Genomic DNA, 16,858 nt, shown 5'->3' on the forward strand with positions numbered 1-16,858 from the left:
ACCTCGCGCAACAATCTGGCCGGCGCCTACCGGGAGGCGGGGGATCTGGGCCGGGCCATCCCGCTGTACGAGGCCACGCTGGCCGAGCGGGAGCGGGTGCTGGGCGGCGACCACCCCGACACCCTGACCTCGCGCAACAATCTGGCCGGCGCCTACCGGGAGGCGGGGGATCTGGGCCGGGCCATCCCGCTGTACGAGGCCACGCTGGCCGAGCGGGAGCGGGTGCTGGGCGGCGACCACCCCGACACCCTGACCTCGCGCAACAATCTGGCCGGCGCCTACCGGGAGGCGGGGGATCTGGGCCGGGCCATCCCGCTGTACGAGGCCACGCTGGCCGAGCGGGAGCGGGTGCTGGGCGGCGACCACCCCGACACCCTGACCTCGCGCAACAATCTGGCCGGCGCCTACCGGGAGGCGGGGGATCTGGGCCGGGCCATCCCGCTGTACGAGGCCACGCTGGCCGAGCGGGAGCGGGTGCTGGGCGGCGACCACCCCGACACCCTGATCTCCCGCAACAATCTGGCCGGCGCCTACCGGGAGGCGGGGGATCTGGGCCGGGCCATCCCGCTATATGAGACCACTCTCGCTGATTGCGAGCGGGTGCTGGGCGCGGATCATCCTCTGACGAAGATTGTGCGAGACAACCTGGCAGCGCTTGGATAGCGCACACCGCCGGAGAAAGGGGACCCATCCGTCAATCCCGGTGATTCCTTGCTACTGGTGAAGCTCCTGGGCGGTGCCGCTTTGGCGGAGCTGTCCCAGGTCGGGGATGTGGTTGTACAGCGTCCCCGGCGAGACGCCGAGCAGCTTGGCGATCGAGGTGATGGAGTTCTCCGGGTTGGGCAGCATGTCCCGGGCGGCGCGCAGCAGCTCGGGGGTGATGACGGTAGGGCGGCCGCCGGTACGGCCTCGCGCCCTGGCGGCGGCCAGGCCGTCGCGGGTGCCGGCGACGATGAGTTCGCGGATGAACTCCGCGAGGGCGGCGAAGACGTGGAAGATGAGCCGGCCGCCGGGAGTGGTGGTGTCGAGGCTTTCGTGCAGCGAGGTGAAGCCGATCTCGCGGCGGCGAAGCTCGCCAACCATGGTGATGAGGTCGGCCAGGGACCGGCCGTAGCGGTCGAGGGAGGGCACGACGAGGGTGTCGCCTTCGTTCAGGAAGGCGTGGCAGGCGGTGAGCTCGGGCCGCTCGGCGTTCTTGCCGGACTTCTTGTCGGCGAAGATGCGCCGGCATCCGGCGGCCTTGAGCGCGTCCAGTTGGCGTTCGAGGTTCTGGCCGGCGGTGGAGACGCGGGCGTAGCCAATGCGGATCTCGCTGCGGTAGGCGGGGAAGGCGGCCAGCGGGTCAGTGGGCGGCTGCAGGGCGTCGGTCACGCCTGTCATTCTCTCAATAAACGGTGTTTCGGGGTTGTTGAACCGCCGGGGTTGTTGAACGAGTTTTTGAAGGCTTTTCGAGGCTCTGGAGAGCCGGTTTCAAGATCTTCAGAAAACGATCGTTAAATGAAGGGATCAACTCCCCCTCGACTCGGCGTCGCTCACCTTGCCAGTCCAGCGTGCGAGGCTGCGCCGGGTGGTCAAGGTGGAGGGGTGGTCGGTGCCGAGGACGCGCTCGCGGATGGGGAGCAGGGCGGCGAGTTGGTCGCGGGCGGCGGCCGCATCCCCCGCTCGCCCCGTCCAGCAGGCGAGGTTATGTCGGGTGGTCAGGGCGTCGGGGTGTTCGGAGCCAAGGACGCGCTCCTCGATGGGCAATAAGGCGGCGTATTGGTCGCGGGCGGCCGCCGCGTCTCCCGCTTCTCCCGTCCAGGAAGCGAGGTTATGCCGGGTGGTCAAGGTGGAGGGGTGGTCGGTGCCGAGGACGCGCTCGCGGATGGGGAGCAGGGCGGCGAGTTGGTCGCGGGCGGCGGCCGCGTCTCCCGCTTCTCCCGTCCAGCCGGCCAAGTTATGTCGAGTGCCCAGAGTGGAGGGGTGCTCGGCGCCGTGCACGTGTTCGCGGATGGGGAGCAGGGCGGCGAGTTGGTCGCGGGCGGCGGCCGCGTCTCCCGCTTCTCCCGTCCACGACGCGAGCTGATGTCGGGTGGCCAAGGTGGAGGGGTGCTCGGCGCCGTGCACGTGTTCGCGGATGGGGAGCAGGGCGGCGTACAGATCGCGGGCGGCCGCCGCATCCCCCGCCTGTCCCGTCCAGGAAGCGAGGTTATGCCGAGTGGTCAAGGTGTCGGGGTGCTCGACGCCGTCCATACGTTCGCAGATGGGAACCAGGGCGGCGTACAGATCGCGGGCGGCCGCCGCATCCCCCGCCTGTCCCGTCCAAGAGGCGAAGTGGTGACGGGTGAGCAAAGTTTCAAAGTGCTCGGCACCGAGCACACGCTCCTCAACGGACAACAAGGCGGCAAGCTGGTCCCGGGCGGTGGCCGCGTCTCCTGCCTCCCCAATCCAGTGGGCGAGGTGGTGCCGAGTATTAAGGGTATCGAGGTGCTCGGCGCCAAGGACGCGCTCCTGAATGGGGAGCAGGACAGTGCACTGGTCGCGGGCGGTGGCCGCATCCCCCACCTGTCCTGTCCAGCGGATGAGATGATTTCGCGTGGTCAGGGTGGCGGGGTGGTTGGCACCGTGCACATGTTCGCAGATGGGGAGCAGGGCGGCGAGTTGGTCACGGGCGGCGGCCGCGTCCCCCGCCCGGCCTATCCAGTGGGCGAGGCTTTGTCGAGTGGTCAAGGTGTCGGGGTATTCGCTGCCGAGCACACGTTCCTCAACGGACAGCAATGCAGCAATTTGGTCGCGGGCGGCGGCCGCGTCTCCTGCCTCCCCCGTCCAGTGGGCGAGGTGGTGCTGTGCGTTCAGAGCGTCGGGGTGCTCGGAACCCCGAGCGTTGACGGCATGCGCGTGAATCTGTTGCTGAAGGTTGATGGCGGTGGTGTAGTCGCTGCTGGCGCCAAGGTAGGCCACCACCTGCCGTAGGCCCCATGAGTCAAGCGGCAGAACAACGCGAGCATGCGGCAGGAGAGCGCGGTAGGCGGGCCAGTTGCTCGGTTTTTCCGGGTTGCCGGGCAGGGCGGTCAGCAGCAGATCGGCGGCCTTGCGGCGGACGCTCTCGCGCTGGTCGGGGCTGAGATGGTGCAAGGTGACAGCCTGGATGAGCCGGTGCACGCTGACCAAGTCCTCAGGCTCGCCGGGCTGGAGGTCGACGGGGCTGGGCGTGAGGGTGATCAGGCTGTAGGAGGCCAGCAGGGCCAGCGCCTCGCCGACCTGGAGGGGGTCGGTCTCTGGCAGGCCGTCCGGGACCGAGCAGGGCAGGTTGTCGGGGGCGTAGCAGGCCAGCAGGTTCAGCACGCGAATGGCCAGCGGGTTGATGGCCTGGATGCGGGCATGGCTGAGGGTCAGCACCTTGGCCACCACCCGCTCGGCATCGCCTCCGGCCGATGTGGCGGTGGCGTACATGCGGGCCGGGATGTCCTTCAGCAGCTCCAGATACCTGGACAGCGTCATGCGGGGGGTGCGGGCGATGTAGGCGCCGGCCTGGGTCAGCGCCAGTGGCAGATCCCCCAAATGTTCGGCCAGCTCCTCCAACGCGTCGGCGTTGGCGGCGTCGGGCGGGCCGATCAGGTCGGCCAGCAGGGCGATGGCGGCCGGGCGCGACAGCAACTCCAGGCGGAGGGGGGTGATGCGCAGGTGGCGCCAGCCGATGTCGCGCCGGGTGGTGATCAGGATGTGGCCGTGGGCCAGCTGGCCCAGGTACGGCTCGACATGGGCGACCTCGTCGACGTTGTCGAAGATGACCAGCCAGCCGGGATGGGCTGCCAGCCAGCTCAGCGCCCAGGCGGCCGCCTCTTCTATGGTGGCCTGCTCGGCGGCCACCGAGTCAATGCCGCAGGCCAGTGCCCGGGCCAGGGCGGCCAGCCCGGCACGGATCTGCTCCGGGCCGTCGGCGTCGATCCACCACACCAGCCGGTACTCCTGCCGGTGGCGGTGGGCGTACTGCAGCGCCAGTTCGCTCTTGCCGACGCCGCCCAGCCCGAGCACGGCCTGACTGATCACCCCGGGCCCGGTCTCCTCCTGCAGCGCCTGACGTAGTGCGGTCAGGGCCGTATCGCGGCCGACGAAGGCCGCGGCCGGACGGCGCGGCAACCCGGCCAGCCCGACGGGGACCTGCACGGTGCCGGCCTCGGGCAGCGGCCGCCGCGGAACCTGCTGGGTGATCTGGTTGACGGTCTGGTCGCGAGCCGCCTGGTACAACCGACCTTGGTCACGAGCGGCGCCGTCCATCCGGACATCTGGCAGATCCGGCAGGTCGGCCGAGGGGGTGGTCATGGCTCGTTGATGGTCTGGTCGCCGCCGGCCTGATACACCCGGCCCTGGTCTGAGGCCTGCGCCCGCATCTGCACGTTCCGCGCGCCGTCACCGGTGGAGATGATGCCGGTGTTGTCGCCGCCAATGGCGACCGACCGCTCGCCTTCGGCCGACACCTGAAGGGCTTGCTGCTCAGCGGCCGCCGTCTCGGGCTGGGTGATGCCGGCCGGGGTGCGGTCGGCGCGCGTCTGCGCGCGCAACGCCACCACCGCGACCACGAACCCGGCCGCACCCAGCAGCATGCCGGCGAACATGCCGATCACGCTGCCCCGTTGATCCAGGGTGGCCAGCAGTTCCGGGGGCAGGTCCAGCGGATCGGCGAAGAACCACAGCAGCCCCGCTACCAGAGAGGCCGCCAGCAACACGAGCGCGATGATCGCCATGCCGCGCCACAGCCGCGAGCCCGCCGCTCGCCCCGCCTCGGGCATCGTCTTGGACATGCCTTCAGAATGCTCCCGAACCGGCGCGATCGGGGCCCCAAGTAGCGAACGCGTTACTTGCGATCACACCTCCGTGAAACGGTCGTTTGCGGGACAAGTGTCGATGGGCCGTGTGGTGATCGCGTTTCCGCAGGAACGAGCGTCCCGAAACCCATTGTCACTTTCTGAAGTCGCGTGCACGGACGTCCTGGGCATTCGCGGCTCTGTGCAGAGGACTGTGAAGCACCGGATTGTCAGCAGTCCTCTGCGCTACGGTGCGTTTGTTCCGTACTCGCGTGCGCGACGGTGAGGTCCGGCATGGACGGCGGCCAGGCGCAGATCATCGAACAGGGCGTGCTGACCGCCCCGGATGAGGCATGGGACGTGGCGGTACGCCAGGCGGAGGTGATCGGCCAGCTGGCCGCCGGGCCACGGGTGGGATTGGCGGCCGCGGACGTGGCGGCAGACGAGCTGGGGATCTCACGGCGGCAGGTGTACGTGCTGCTGGGCCGGTGGCGTGCGGGTGAAGGCGTCGTCTCAGACCTGCTGCCCCGGCGCTCCAGCGGCGGCCGACGACTCGGCCGGTTGCCGGCGGCGGTCGAGACGGTGATGACCGAGGTGATCCGTTCGCGGTATCTGAACCGGCAGCGGCGCTCGGTGGCGGCGGTCTACCGGGAGGTCGTACGCCGGTGCCGGGCCGGCGGGCTGCCGGTCCCGGCGCGCAACACGCTGGCACGGAGGATCGAGGCGCTGGATCCGGCGGCGGCCGCCGCGGCGCGGGAGGGCGCAGACGGGGCGCGCCGTCTGCGGCCGGCGGGCGGCGATCCGCCGAAGATTGAGGATCTGCTGCAGCAGGTCCAGATCGACCACACGCCGGTCGATCTGGAGGTGGTCGATGAGCGGCATCGGCTGCCGATCGGCCGCCCGTACGTCACTGCGGCTATCGATGTGGCTAGCCGCTGCGTGGTTGGCCTGGTGGTCACGCTGGAGGCGCCCTCGGCGCTGTCGGCCGGGCTGTGCCTGGCGCACACGGTGTGTGACAAGCGGCTGTGGCTGGAGCGGCTCGGGATGGAGGCGGTGGCCTGGCCGATGAGCGGCAAGCCGCAGGAGATTTACGTGGACAACGCCGCCGAGTTCCGCAGCGAGGCGCTGCGCCGGGGCTGCGCTCAGCACGGGATCACGCTGGCGTACCGGCCCAAGGGCATGCCGCACTTCGGCGGCGTCATCGAGCGGCTGATCGGCACGATGATGCAGATGGTGCACGAACTGCCCGGGACCACCTTCTCCAACCCGGCCGAGCGCGGCAGCTACGACAGCCAGGCCAAGGCGGTGCTGACCGTCGCCGAGCTGAACCGGTGGCTGGCCCTGGCGGTGGCCGCCTACCACGGCCAGGTGCACGCCACGCTGGGCCAGACCCCGGCCGGGCGGTGGGCCGAGGGCGTCGCGGCCGGCGGCCGCCCCGCGACGGTGACCAGCGCGACGGCGTTCCTGGTCGACTTCCTGCCGGTGATCCGGCGGACGCTGACGCGGACCGGCTTCACCATCGACCACGTGCAGTACTACAGCGACGCGCTCAAGCCCTGGATCGCCCGCCGGGACCGGCTGGAGAAGCTCGTGCTACGCCGCGACCCGCGCGACCTCTCCCGGATCTGGGTGCTGGACCCCGACGGGCACGCCTACCTGCCGGTGCCGTACCGGACGCTGTCGCGCCCGCCGATCAGCGTGTGGGAGCAGCGTGCCGCGATCGCCCGGCTGCGCAAGGAGGGCCGCGCCCAGGTCGATGAGAGCGCCCTGTTCGCCATGGTGGAGCAGATGCGGCAGATCACCGAGGATGCGGCGGCCAAGACCCGTCGGGCCCGCCGGGAGGTGGAGCGCCGCTCGGCGACTCCCGCGCCGCAGACAGCAGGGCCGCCGCCTCCACCGCCGGTCGAGGGGTGCGCGGACGGGGAGCCGGTGCGGCCGTTCGAGGTGATCGAGCAGTGGTGAGCCACGAGCCGGACGTCGAGCCGGACATTGCGCCGGAGTTCGAGATCGAGCTGGAGCCAGGGCGGGTGGAGGATCTGTCGCACCTGCATGAAAGCGCCCGGCCGGTGGCCCGGTTGCCTGCCGCCGAGCGGCTGGCCCGGGTCCGGGCGGATCGGTGGATCGGCTACACCCGCGCCACCCAGGCGCTGGACCAGCTGCACACCTTGCTGGACTGGCCGGCCAAGCAGCGGATGCCGAACCTGCTGGTGATCGGGCCGACCAACAACGGCAAGTCGATGATCGTGGAGAAGTTCCGGCGCTCGCACCCGCCGATCTCGCACCCGGACGCCGAGGAGATCCCGGTGCTGGTCGTGCAGATGCCCTCCGATCCGCACGTGGCCCGCTTCTACACCGGGCTGCTGAGCGCGCTCGGCGCGCCGCTGCGCCCCCGGCAGCGGCTGGCCGAGCTGGAGCAGCTCGCGGTGCGGCTGCTGCGGCAGGCCGCCGTGCGGATGCTGGTGATCGACGAACTGCACAACGTGCTGGCCGGGCGCGACGGGGCGCGCCGCGAGTTCCTCAACCTGCTGCGCTTCCTGGGCAACGAGCTGAAGATCCCGCTGGTCGGCGTCGGTACCCGGGACGCCTACCTAGCGATCCGCTCTGATGACCAACTGGAGAACCGCTTCGCCCCGTTTGTGCTGCCGCGCTGGGAGCCCGGCCGGGAGGCGAGCACGCTGCTGGCCAGCTTCGCCGCCGCCTTCCCGCTTCGCCGCCCCTCCTACCTGGCCACCCCGGAGATGACCGAGTACCTGCTGACCCGCAGCGAGGGCACCATCGGGGAGCTGGCTGCGCTGCTCACCGAGGCCGCCGTCGCGGCGATCGAGTCCGGCGAGGAGGCCATCACCCAGCGCACCCTGCTGCTGGCCTCCTACACGGGCCCGACCGAGCGGCGCCGCAAGTTCGAACGCGAGCTGGCATGACTCACGGGGACCTGCCGGACGCTCTGCGCCGCTGGCCCGTCCACCCCGAGCCCGGCCCCGGCGAGGCGCTCACCTCCTGGCTCGGCCGTCTCGCCGGGTTGTACCGGCTGTCGGTCGAGCAGCTGCTGGCGCACAACCTCGGCGCGGCGTCGGCCGAGTTCGACCGCGGCGCGGACCTGGACTACCAGGCGCCCACGATCATCGTGCACGCGCTCGCCGCACGGACCGGCGTCGAGGTGGACCGGTTGCGCCGGATGACGATCGCCGGGTGCGTGCCGTGGCTGGCCGACACCCTGAACCCCGCCGAGGGCCCGCAGGCCTTCGCCGACTACGTTCGAAAGGAGTCGGTGCTGCTGCCACCGGGCCAGGCCGGATACCACGTGATCAATCGCTGGCGGCCCTGGCTGCCGCTGAGCGGCCGCCCATGGCGGACGGCCCGGCGCATCTGCCCCACGTGCGCAGCCGACCCGGGGCGCGGCGTCGTCTTGCTCGCCGCGCTCCCCCTCATGGCCAGCTGCGCGGAGCACGGCTGCTGCCTGGAGAACCTTCACGACGTTCGCCGGGCCCACCGCTACGGCGAGCCGATGCCCCCGCGCCCGGTCCCGGACGCCGTCGCCGCGTTGGACCGGCTCACCTTCGAAGGCATCGCCACCACGACCGTCACCCTGCCCGCGCAGACCGTGCACGTCGGGGAGTGGCTGCGGCTGCTGCGGACGCTGCTGGACGAGGTCAGCATGGTCGACTCCCGGGCCGGCCCCGGCTCGGCCGCCGTCCTGCACCAGATCTGGGACACCGCTGGCCTGCCGTTCCGGGCGGGCCTGTCCTTCTGGCGGCCGTACGAGCGGCTGAGCCCGCCACGTCAGGAAGCGATGCTGCACGCGGCGGCCACCGCGGTGCAGCTGGCCGCGAACGGGAGGATCGTGCCCTGCGGCACGCTCGGCTCGGCGCTGCAGCCCGCTCCACATCGGCGGTAAGGCAACGGGTGAGGCGGTCAGCCCGTGGCGGGCGCCGCTGCCGCGTTGGTGTCGTGGTCGCGCAACATCCGCAGCACGGTGGCCGGGGATGGGTGCCGGCCCTTCTTCTTGCCCTTGGTGATGACAAGGCGGGCGGCGATGTCGCGGAGGCTGAGGTTCTGCTGGCGCAAGTGCAGGGCCATGGTGAGCATGGTGTCGTCGGTGACGGCGGCGCCACCGATGGTCTTGCCGCGGCTGCGGGCCGATTCGTGGCCTTCCAGGGTGCGGTCGCGGATGTACTCGCGTTCCATCCCCGACAGGGCCGCGAGCACGGTGAACACGACGCCGGAGGAGTCGTGGGAGCCCTGCAGGTCGCCGGTGAGGAACTCCAGGCCGATGTCGGCGGCGCGCAGCTGCTCGGCCAGGGCGGCCAGGTCGAGGCCGCGGCCGAGCCGTTTGTGCTCGTGCACCACGAGGGTGACCGCCACGCCCGCCGCGCGCAGTTCCCGGGCCAGGGTGACGGCCTTGTCGAGCTCGGGGCGGCTGGCGGCGCGGGTGGAGATCTTCTCGGCGAAGACGCGGGTGACGCCGGCGGCCTTGAGCGCGTCGAGCTGAGTGTCCAGGGACTGGCGGACGGTGGAGGCGCGGGCGTAGCCGATGCGGACGTGCCCGGCCGGTTCGGTGCCGGCCGCGATGGGGCGGGGCAGTTCGATCCAGGCCGTGCCCGGCTTGCGGACCGGTGGGGTGGCCACGGTGAGCGCCTTGGCGAGCGCGGGCACGAGCCGGAAGCGGGCGGTGTGGTACTGAACGGCCACCTTGCCCCGGCCGGTCCGGCAGGGCGAGCCGGCGGGGGCGGCGCAGGAGGTCATCGGGCAGGCGTGGGCCTCCACACGGAGGTGGTCGTCGTCGCGCACCCCGGAAGCGTTTCATGGGAGTGTTTCACCCGGCTACCTTATTGCACCGATCTATGAAACAGCGTTCCCCCTGGACGCGTTCTGCAGAGGGCGGTGTTTCATAGGTGGTCGCTTGCGAAACAGGACGCCGCACCCATCTCGGCATGGCCCCTCTCTTGGACTCCATCCATCCGGACCGGGGGCGGACGACATCGCCTGCCTATCGAGAGCTACGCTGTGAACGATAAACCAATCTGTTCAAATGGAGACAACATGCCGTCGGCGTTCTCCGAGGAAGAGCGGTTGCGGATCATCGAGCAGTTGCTCGACACCGCCACCCGCCTCTTCTCGACCCAGGGGCTGCGCAAGACGTCCCTGGAAGAGTTGACCGCTCCCGCGGGCATCGCCAAGTCCTCGCTGTATGCCTTCTTCGACTCCAAGGAGGACCTGTACTTCGAGGCGATGCTGCGCCAGAGCGAGCAGGTCCGGCGCCGGGTGATCGACGAGGGCCTCAACCGCGGCGCCGACACCCGCGACGCGCTGCGCCGCTTCCTGCGCGCCACGATCGCCGAACTCGACAGCAATCCGCTCTACCGGCGGCTGATGTCCCACCCCCAGGAGATGGCCGCGGTCGCCGCCAAGCTCACCCCCGAGCGCATGGCCGCAGCGACGGACGGCCCGATGGCCGATGTGCTCCAGTTCCTCAGCACCCGTCTGAAAGACGATCCGCAGGTCCTGCTCGGCGTGCTGCGCGCGGTCCTGCTGACCCCGCTGCACGCCGAACACCTGGGCACCGACATCTATCCGGCCGTGATGAACCGTCTGATCGACGCGGTCACAGAAGGGATCACCCCATGATGAACGGCCTGCCGTACCTGTCGGCCGGCGCGGGAGCACCCTTGGTCGTCCTGCTCTACACCCCGCAAGCGGCCAACCCGACGGGCCTGGCACGCTGGTCCACGATGCGGATGGTGCGACCGTTCACCAAACACTTCACCGTCTATGTCGTCAACCGGCCACCCGGGCTGCCGTCGGCCACGACGATGGCCGACCTCGCCGCCGTCTACGCGCAAGCGATCAAAACCACCTTCGAGGGCCCGGTGAACATCCTGGCCATCTCCACCGGCGGCTCCATCGCCCTGCAACTTGCCGCCGACCATCCCGGCCTGGTCAACCGCCTGGTCCTGGCAGGCACGGCCTGCACTCTCGGCCCTGTCGGCAAGCGAGCCCAACGTCACTACATCGAACGCGCACGCCAACGAAGGCGGCCCAGCCCCGCCCTGGCCGAGATCGTTACCGCATCAGCGATCGGCCAGAGACTGCTCCGATGCCTGCTGTGGCTGTCGGACAGCGGCCACAAGGACCACAGCGACGCCGTCACCGTGCTCAACGCCGAAGACGGCTTCGACCTGCGCGGCCGGCTGCACAACATCACGGCGGCCACGCTGCTGATCCAGGGTGGCAAGGACCTCGTCTACCCGCTGGAACTGGCCCGGTACACGGTCGAGGGCATCCCCGACGCCCAACTCGTCGTCTACCCAGGCCGCAGCCACAGCGGCACATTCACCGATAAGCGCTTCACCTCCGACGCACTGGCCTTCCTGACAGACGCGTGATCAAACTCAGCGGCCGCCTGGGTGCGCCGGATCCATCGTCCACACCGGCGCAACCAAGTCGCCTGGCGACCGGCATGAGCGCCTGCGCCGAAAAGTCGCCACCTGCGCGACGGGCACGCCACCCTCGCTGAGGCAGCCGGCGCCTTCCTGACCACCCCACACGCGGCCGACCCCGACACCCACCGCGCCTGCACCCGCCTTGGCCGCGATCGGCGGCTGTCGAGATCGCCGATGTCAAGATCGGCCAATTGCTCGCCGAGCTGTGGGGGCAAGCGCGCCGGCGACGTAGAACCGCAGTCGCACTGCCGTCGCCTCCTGGCTGATCTGGTGCCGCGTCAAGAGGCATTGAGCCGCGCCGTCGGGTCCGGCCGACGCAGAACGCCGTGAGGAAACTGCCGCCGAGACAGCGCGGTCGCCAAGACCACGATCCACCGGCTGCTGTGGCGCCGCGACATCCCGCAGCCAGCCATCAACACCAATATCACTGCTGGAGCCGTCACCACCGTCCTGGCACAGGTCGCTCATCTCGGTGATCGGCCGTGCCATCGTACGGACACGGGCCGGCCGGCGTAGGGCGGGAAGGTAGCTGGAGGCGGTGTAGTCGTTGGCCAGGCGATATGGGTGGAAGCCGTGTGCGAGCAGGGGCTGAAGGATGTCGTCGATGCTGTGTCCGAGCTTGGCCAGCCGTCGGGGGTGACCCCAACGATGAGTTCGGCGTCGGACCGGAGCCGGTCGAGTAGTGGGGTCAGTCCGCGTACGGCCGCGCCTTCGGCTCCCTCCACATCGATCTTGCTCGTGCGGGCCTGAGTGAGTTCGGTGTCGGTGAGGATCTGTGGCAGGGTCCGTGCTTGGATCGCGAAGGATGATGGGTGCAGCTCGTCTTCAGTGATTTGCTGACCTGGGATGTTGATGGTTTGGTCGGTGGGCGTGGTCGTCTTCTACTATGCGGTAAGGAGGCGATCGCTATGGGCTCGTTGCTGGAGGAGCCGGCTCGGCGGGAGGCAGCGGCCCGCGAGTGGGGCGAGGCGATCGGGGAGCAGATCGAGCGGTTGCATGAGCGGTTGGCGGCTGAGGAGGAGGGGCTGTCTCGGCTGGTGATCGCCCGGGAGACAGTGAGGAGATCACCCGTCCTGGTGCGGGTGCGACGGCCGGTCGTCGCGCACTGCCCGCCGGTTCTGCGCAGTCGTCCCCCAAGGTTGCGGCGGGTCAGGGGGTGAGCTGCTGGTGTCCTATGACGGAGAGCAGTTCGAGCTTGCTGTGGCTTTCCGTGCCGGGGCGCGTGGTCAGCACTACCAGGGTTTGTGCGCGGTTGTCGGTGAACAGGACCTGGCAGTCGACGTCGATGCGGCCGAGTTCGGGGTGGAGGATGGTCTTGCTTTCGTCGTAGCGTTGGGCGACCTCCTGCCGTTCCCACGCGCGGACGAACTCGGGGCTGCGTTCCTGGAGTTCGGCGACGATCCGGGCGGCTCTGGGGGTGTCGCTGCCGGCGGTCAGCGCGGTGCGCAGGCGGGCTGCCTGGGTGCGACTGTGGCGCGGGTGGTCTTCTTCGGGGTAGTACAGGCGCTCGGCCGGGTCGGTGAACCAGCGGTAGTAGGCGCTGCGGGCCAGGCCGGTGTGGCGGGTCTGGTCGCCCATCAGCGCGGTGGCGAGCGGGTTCATCGCAAGGGTGTCGGCCAGATCGGACAGGACCAGGGCCGGGGCGTCGTCCAGCCGGTCCAGAACCCGCATCAGGGTCGGGCTGACGTGCTCCAGACGGTGGATGCGGGCCGGGGCGTTGTGGCCGATGAGGCCGAAGAGGTGGTCGCGTTCGTCCAGGGTCAGACGCAGTGCCCGGGCGAGGGCGGTGGCGATCTGCACCGAGGGCTGCGGGCCGCGCTGCTGCTCCAGGCGGGTGTAGTAGTCGGTGGACATGCCGGTGAGAGCGGCGACCTCCTCGCGGCGCAGCCCCTGGGTCCGCCTGCGCGGACCCTCGACCAGCCCGACGTCGCGGGGGCGCAGCGTCTCACGCCGCCGGCGTAGGAATTCCGCCAGCTCTTTCTTGTCCATGCCGTCCATTTTGCCCGCCTTCTTCACTCCTATCCAGAGACCGCCGATCCCCGGCTGAGCTCCTCCACGCGTGTGACCAGCGGCAACCTGAGGTTACAGGCAGGGACTGCCGATCCACGGACAAGCCGTCCTCTCCCGCCCCTCGCACAGGCGCTCATACGGTCAGGGCTGCGGGCGCTCACCGGCCTGCAGCAGCGAAAGAGAGAACACCCATGAAAATGACCGGCAACACGATTCTGATCACCGGCGGCACTTCGGGCATCGGGCTCGGTCTGGCCCTGCGCCTGCACGAGGCCGGCAACAAGGTGATCGTCGCCGGTCGGCGCAAGGAACTGCTCGACCAGATCACGACCGAGCACCCGGGCATCGAATCGATCGTCCTGGACATCGCCGACCCCGCGTCGATCGGCCGCGCCGCCGAAACGGTGACGGCCGGCCACCCGGAGCTGAACGTCCTGATCAACAACGCGGGCATCATGCTGCGGGAGAACCTCCTCAACCCGGCCTGCCTCCAGGTCGCCGAGGATCACGTCACGATCAACCTGCTCGGCACGCTCCGGATGACGTACGCCTTCCTGCCCCTACTCGTGGGCAAGAACGACGCTGTCGTCATGAACGTCACCTCCGCGCTGGCGTTCGTACCGCTGCCGATCACCCCGACCTACAACGCGACCAAGGCCGCGCTGCACTCCTTCACCGAGAGCCTGCGCGTCCAGCTCGCCGACACTGGTGTCCAGGTGATCGAAGTGGCCCCGCCGGGCGTGCGGACGACCCTGCTGGGCCAGCAGGACGACGAGAACGCCATGCCGCTGGAGGACTTCCTCACCGAGACCCTGACCCTGCTGCGCACCCGAGCCGACGCCAAGGAAATCGTCGTGGAGCGCGCCAGGTTCGTGCGCGAGGCGGAAGCCAACGGCACCTACGACGACGTCCTGGCCCTGCTCAGCGGTCTCTGAGCGCCCGTAGCCACTTGTTCCTCCCCGCGATACACAAAACAGATTGGAAGAGTTGCCGTGAAACCCACGAACGAAGACACAGTCGAAATAGCAAGAGTCCTGGCGCTGCTGGGCCACATCATGGACGATCACGAGTCGGCCCGTCTCGGCGAATGCCTTACCGAAGATGCAATACGGGACGGAAGCGTCTTCGGCTTCGATCCGGTCGTCGGACTGGATGCGATTGCGTCCGTCCTGAGTGCCGACGGGCACGCGCGAGCTCATCACACGACGAATATCGTCGTGTCGGAGGATCCGGGCGATGAGGTGCGGGTCCGATCCAAGGGTCTGGGCGTCATGGACGGCGGTACCGTCATGAGCGCCGTCTACGCGGACGAACTGCGGCGCACCGCTGACGGCTGGCGCATTTCCAGGCGGGTCATGCACGTCAATTGACCTGGGTGTAGCTCGCTCTGGTGACCGGAGCGATCAAGCGGTGAGGGCATATCCGTCCTGGTAGCGGGTCTGGTGGACACGCTCGTGTTGTCGGGCGAGGTGGTAGCGCCAGTAATCGTCGAGATGACCGTTGGCGGCCAGCGCGCGGAGTTTCAACACCGCTTCGGCTCCGGCCAGGCCCCAGCGTGCTCCGGCGAGGTCGAATCTGTCGGCGATCAGATGGCGGCAGGCGCCTTCGATCACGCCGGTCGCGATCGGCCATCCCTCCTGAAGCGCTTGGTCGTAGCGCAGGTGTTCGGCGTTGTTGGTCAGGTAGCGGATGCAGGCGTCGATGCCGTCGCGGCGCCGGGCGGGTAACGCGGTGGCTTGGGCGGCCAGCGCGGTGACGACCTGGTCGGCGTGCCCGGCCAGCAGCGCCAGGGCGTGGGCGGCGACCCAGTCCTCGGCGGCCGGAGCGGCGGGCGGGTGCAGGCTCCAGGCCGCAGCCCACAATTTCTCCAGCACATGGATGAAGTCGATGACGATGTGGACGGCTATGTCACGGCGGGCGGCCTCGGCGGCGATCAGATCGAGCTGGTGCCGGGCTCCGTCGACGAGCACGACCCAGGGACGGGCATGGGCAGGGTCGCGGGCTTCGGCGTGGTCGAAGACCTTGGCGATCACGATGCCGGGGTCGGTGATGATCGAGCCGCACAGCCACTTGCGCATCGCACGTGGTCCGGCCCGCGGCCGGCGCTGCCCACCTCGCCCGCCCGGGACGGCGATCACATCGTGGGGCCGTCGGGGTGCGGGTTCGGTGTCGTAGACCACGCCAAGGGTGGCCATTCTTTTGCGGGCAGCCTTCTCCCCCGACGCCAGCCGAGTGCGGAAGGTCGCCCTGGCTCGGGCGGCGGCCTTGGCGGTTGCGGGCCGCAGCGCTTCGGGGCGCATGGCGATGCCCTTGGCGTCCACGCTGAGTGCCAGCACCGTGGAGGCGGTGCACGGCACGGGGATCTGCGCGGCGTAGAAAGCATCGACATCGGCCGCGTCCTGGGCCACGAGCTGCTCGATCTGCCGTTTGCCGATCACGTTGCCGCAGCGCGCGGTGATCGCCGCGTGGGCGGCATCGAACGAGCCGCGCACCGTCTCGATGACCGCCAGCTTGGCCAGCCCGGCCGAGTGCCGCACCGCCGGCAGCGACAGCACCGCGTCGGCCGGATAGGCGTTGCGGACGTTCGGGGCGCGCCAGGCACACCGAGTGACCCTCACCGTCCCGACGACGGTGGCCAGCAGGCGGTGATGCCCCTTCTCCACGCGCCGTCGTAGCACGCCGTCGGCCCCGGTCACTGCCAAGGTCACCCCGTCATGGCAGGCGCGCTGCACCTGCTGCCGCTCACGCAGCGCCCGAAGATCAAGGTGCGCCTGCAGCAGCCGGCGTTGCAGCTCACGCCCCTGCTCGACGATCGTGTCCTCCAGCTGATCATGCGTCAGCGACGCGGCTGCCGCAGCGGTGAGCTGTCCGATCAGACAGTTGAAGGTGTTCCTCGCCTTCGCAAAGACGTCAGCGGTGACGTCTGTGTCATACGGTGCCTGCATAGGGCTCTTCCTTCGTCCAGGGGCGATTGGGTTGGCACCTTCGAACCTGACGGCGGAAGAGCCCCGCCACAATCACCTGCCCGGTGACGAGGCACGTAACGGCGCGATGCCGTCCCATAACCCCCGTCAGACCTGCCCGTCAGATCTGCCCGGCCACCTCGCGAGCCACCGGTTCGGTCACCGTGAACAGCCCTGGTCCCTCTTCACGCGCCCACCCGCGTTCCACCAGCCGCTTGAGCTTGGACCGCAGTCCTTCACGCTTGGCGGCCTCGTCCGGCAACCCCATCGCCACCGCGATCTGCCCGGCCCGCAACCCCCTACCGGCATCGACCATGATCTCCACCGCGTCCCGGTACGCGCGCGGCAACACCGCCACTGTCATGCCCGGCTGCCACGGCGGCACCGTCACCACACCAAGCGCCGACGGCCGCACCTGCATCGAGTCGGCCACATCAGCGACGTCGACAACCTCGGCCTCACCCGCGGGCTCCTGGACCAGTTCGACTGCCTCACCCAAGATCTCCTCAACGGTCTCCCGCGTGATTACCAGCCGTGACAACCGGTCCTGCTCGGCCTCCAGCCGCGACTCCAACCCGGCGATCTGCTCCCGGGATCTCCTCGATCCGCTGCCGGACCACCGCCTCCCGCCGCGCCAGTTCCTCCAGCAACGAACCCACCG

At 69.7% G+C, this 16,858-nt stretch carries 16 protein-coding genes; 9 read left to right on the forward strand and 7 right to left on the reverse strand.

The genetic code is table 11. The annotated features are described in order from the left end of the window. A partial coding sequence (locus tag Q9G87_RS50525) for a tetratricopeptide repeat protein (RefSeq protein WP_305923838.1) occupies positions 1–663 on the forward strand: 663 nt, incomplete at its 5' end. A 51-nt stretch (positions 664–714) separates the two neighbouring features. Here Q9G87_RS50525 and Q9G87_RS50530 read toward each other — a convergent pair. The 3 genes from Q9G87_RS50530 to Q9G87_RS50540 all read right to left on the reverse strand — a co-directional run bounded on the left by Q9G87_RS50530 (position 715) and on the right by Q9G87_RS50540 (position 4,781). Continuing rightward, entirely contained in the window at positions 715–1,371 is a 657-nt protein-coding gene (locus Q9G87_RS50530; protein ID WP_305923839.1) for a recombinase family protein, read from the reverse strand. A gap of 135 nt (positions 1,372–1,506) precedes the next feature. Then, on the reverse strand, positions 1,507–4,302 hold the full coding sequence (gene fxsT, locus Q9G87_RS50535; RefSeq protein WP_305923840.1) for an FxSxx-COOH system tetratricopeptide repeat protein: 2,796 nt from the start codon (positions 4,300–4,302) through the stop codon (positions 1,507–1,509). Next, entirely contained in the window at positions 4,299–4,781 is a 483-nt protein-coding gene (locus Q9G87_RS50540; RefSeq protein WP_305923841.1) for a hypothetical protein, read from the reverse strand. Before Q9G87_RS50540 ends, fxsT begins: the two co-directional genes overlap by 4 nt. A 297-nt stretch (positions 4,782–5,078) precedes the next feature. Here Q9G87_RS50540 and Q9G87_RS50545 point away from each other — a divergent pair, with 297 nt between their 5' ends. The 3 genes from Q9G87_RS50545 to Q9G87_RS50555 are packed head-to-tail and all read left to right on the forward strand — an operon-like array spanning position 5,079 to position 8,679. Then, on the forward strand, positions 5,079–6,746 hold the full coding sequence (locus Q9G87_RS50545) for a Mu transposase C-terminal domain-containing protein (protein ID WP_305923842.1): 1,668 nt from the start codon (positions 5,079–5,081) through the stop codon (positions 6,744–6,746). Beyond that, entirely contained in the window at positions 6,743–7,705 is a 963-nt protein-coding gene (locus Q9G87_RS50550; RefSeq protein ID WP_305923843.1) for a TniB family NTP-binding protein, read from the forward strand. The genes Q9G87_RS50545 and Q9G87_RS50550 overlap by 4 nt, the downstream gene beginning before the upstream one ends. Beyond that, positions 7,702–8,679 (forward strand): TniQ family protein, encoded by a 978-nt coding sequence (locus tag Q9G87_RS50555; RefSeq protein ID WP_305923844.1) that lies wholly within the window; start codon positions 7,702–7,704, stop codon positions 8,677–8,679. The genes Q9G87_RS50550 and Q9G87_RS50555 overlap by 4 nt, the downstream gene beginning before the upstream one ends. Positions 8,680–8,696: 17 nt before the next feature. Here the strand turns inward: Q9G87_RS50555 and Q9G87_RS50560 are convergent, their stop codons facing one another. Continuing rightward, entirely contained in the window at positions 8,697–9,572 is an 876-nt protein-coding gene (locus tag Q9G87_RS50560; RefSeq protein ID WP_305923845.1) for a recombinase family protein, read from the reverse strand. A 252-nt stretch (positions 9,573–9,824) separates the two neighbouring features. Between Q9G87_RS50560 and Q9G87_RS50565 the strand changes: the two genes are divergently transcribed. From Q9G87_RS50565 to Q9G87_RS50575, 3 genes are all read left to right on the forward strand, one after another. Further along, the gene (locus tag Q9G87_RS50565; RefSeq protein WP_305923846.1) at positions 9,825–10,409 is read left to right on the forward strand and encodes a TetR/AcrR family transcriptional regulator; all 585 of its coding nucleotides are present in this window, start codon (positions 9,825–9,827) and stop codon (positions 10,407–10,409) included. Then, positions 10,406–11,167, forward strand: coding sequence for an alpha/beta fold hydrolase (locus tag Q9G87_RS50570; RefSeq protein WP_305923847.1), 762 nt, complete (start codon positions 10,406–10,408; stop codon positions 11,165–11,167). The genes Q9G87_RS50565 and Q9G87_RS50570 overlap by 4 nt, the downstream gene beginning before the upstream one ends. 965 nt (positions 11,168–12,132) lie before the next feature. Continuing rightward, the gene (locus tag Q9G87_RS50575) at positions 12,133–12,384 is read left to right on the forward strand and encodes a hypothetical protein (protein WP_305923848.1); all 252 of its coding nucleotides are present in this window, start codon (positions 12,133–12,135) and stop codon (positions 12,382–12,384) included. On the opposite strand, the gene Q9G87_RS50580 is transcribed toward Q9G87_RS50575, so the two are convergent. Continuing rightward, the gene (locus tag Q9G87_RS50580; protein ID WP_305923849.1) at positions 12,374–13,213 is read right to left on the reverse strand and encodes a helix-turn-helix transcriptional regulator; all 840 of its coding nucleotides are present in this window, start codon (positions 13,211–13,213) and stop codon (positions 12,374–12,376) included. The two genes, Q9G87_RS50575 and Q9G87_RS50580, sit on opposite strands and share 11 nt — an antisense overlap. A 212-nt stretch (positions 13,214–13,425) precedes the next feature. Here Q9G87_RS50580 and Q9G87_RS50585 point away from each other — a divergent pair, with 212 nt between their 5' ends. Both Q9G87_RS50585 and Q9G87_RS50590 read left to right on the forward strand, forming a co-directional pair. Continuing rightward, positions 13,426–14,169 (forward strand): SDR family oxidoreductase, encoded by a 744-nt coding sequence (locus tag Q9G87_RS50585; protein ID WP_305923850.1) that lies wholly within the window; start codon positions 13,426–13,428, stop codon positions 14,167–14,169. A gap of 57 nt (positions 14,170–14,226) precedes the next feature. Further along, positions 14,227–14,604, forward strand: coding sequence for a nuclear transport factor 2 family protein (locus tag Q9G87_RS50590; protein WP_305923851.1), 378 nt, complete (start codon positions 14,227–14,229; stop codon positions 14,602–14,604). 33 nt (positions 14,605–14,637) lie between these two features. Here Q9G87_RS50590 and Q9G87_RS50595 read toward each other — a convergent pair whose 3' ends face one another. Next, positions 14,638–16,179 (reverse strand): ISKra4 family transposase, encoded by a 1,542-nt coding sequence (locus Q9G87_RS50595; protein ID WP_305923852.1) that lies wholly within the window; start codon positions 16,177–16,179, stop codon positions 14,638–14,640. Between the two features lie 139 nt (positions 16,180–16,318). Continuing rightward, positions 16,319–16,771: a hypothetical protein gene (locus Q9G87_RS50600; RefSeq protein ID WP_305923853.1), complete on the reverse strand. Its 453-nt coding sequence runs from the start codon at positions 16,769–16,771 to the stop codon at positions 16,319–16,321. Positions 16,772–16,858: the final 87 nt, after the last annotated feature.

It is taken from the genome of Nonomuraea turcica (assembly GCF_030718205.1).
Taxonomy (GTDB): domain Bacteria; phylum Actinomycetota; class Actinomycetes; order Streptosporangiales; family Streptosporangiaceae; genus Nonomuraea.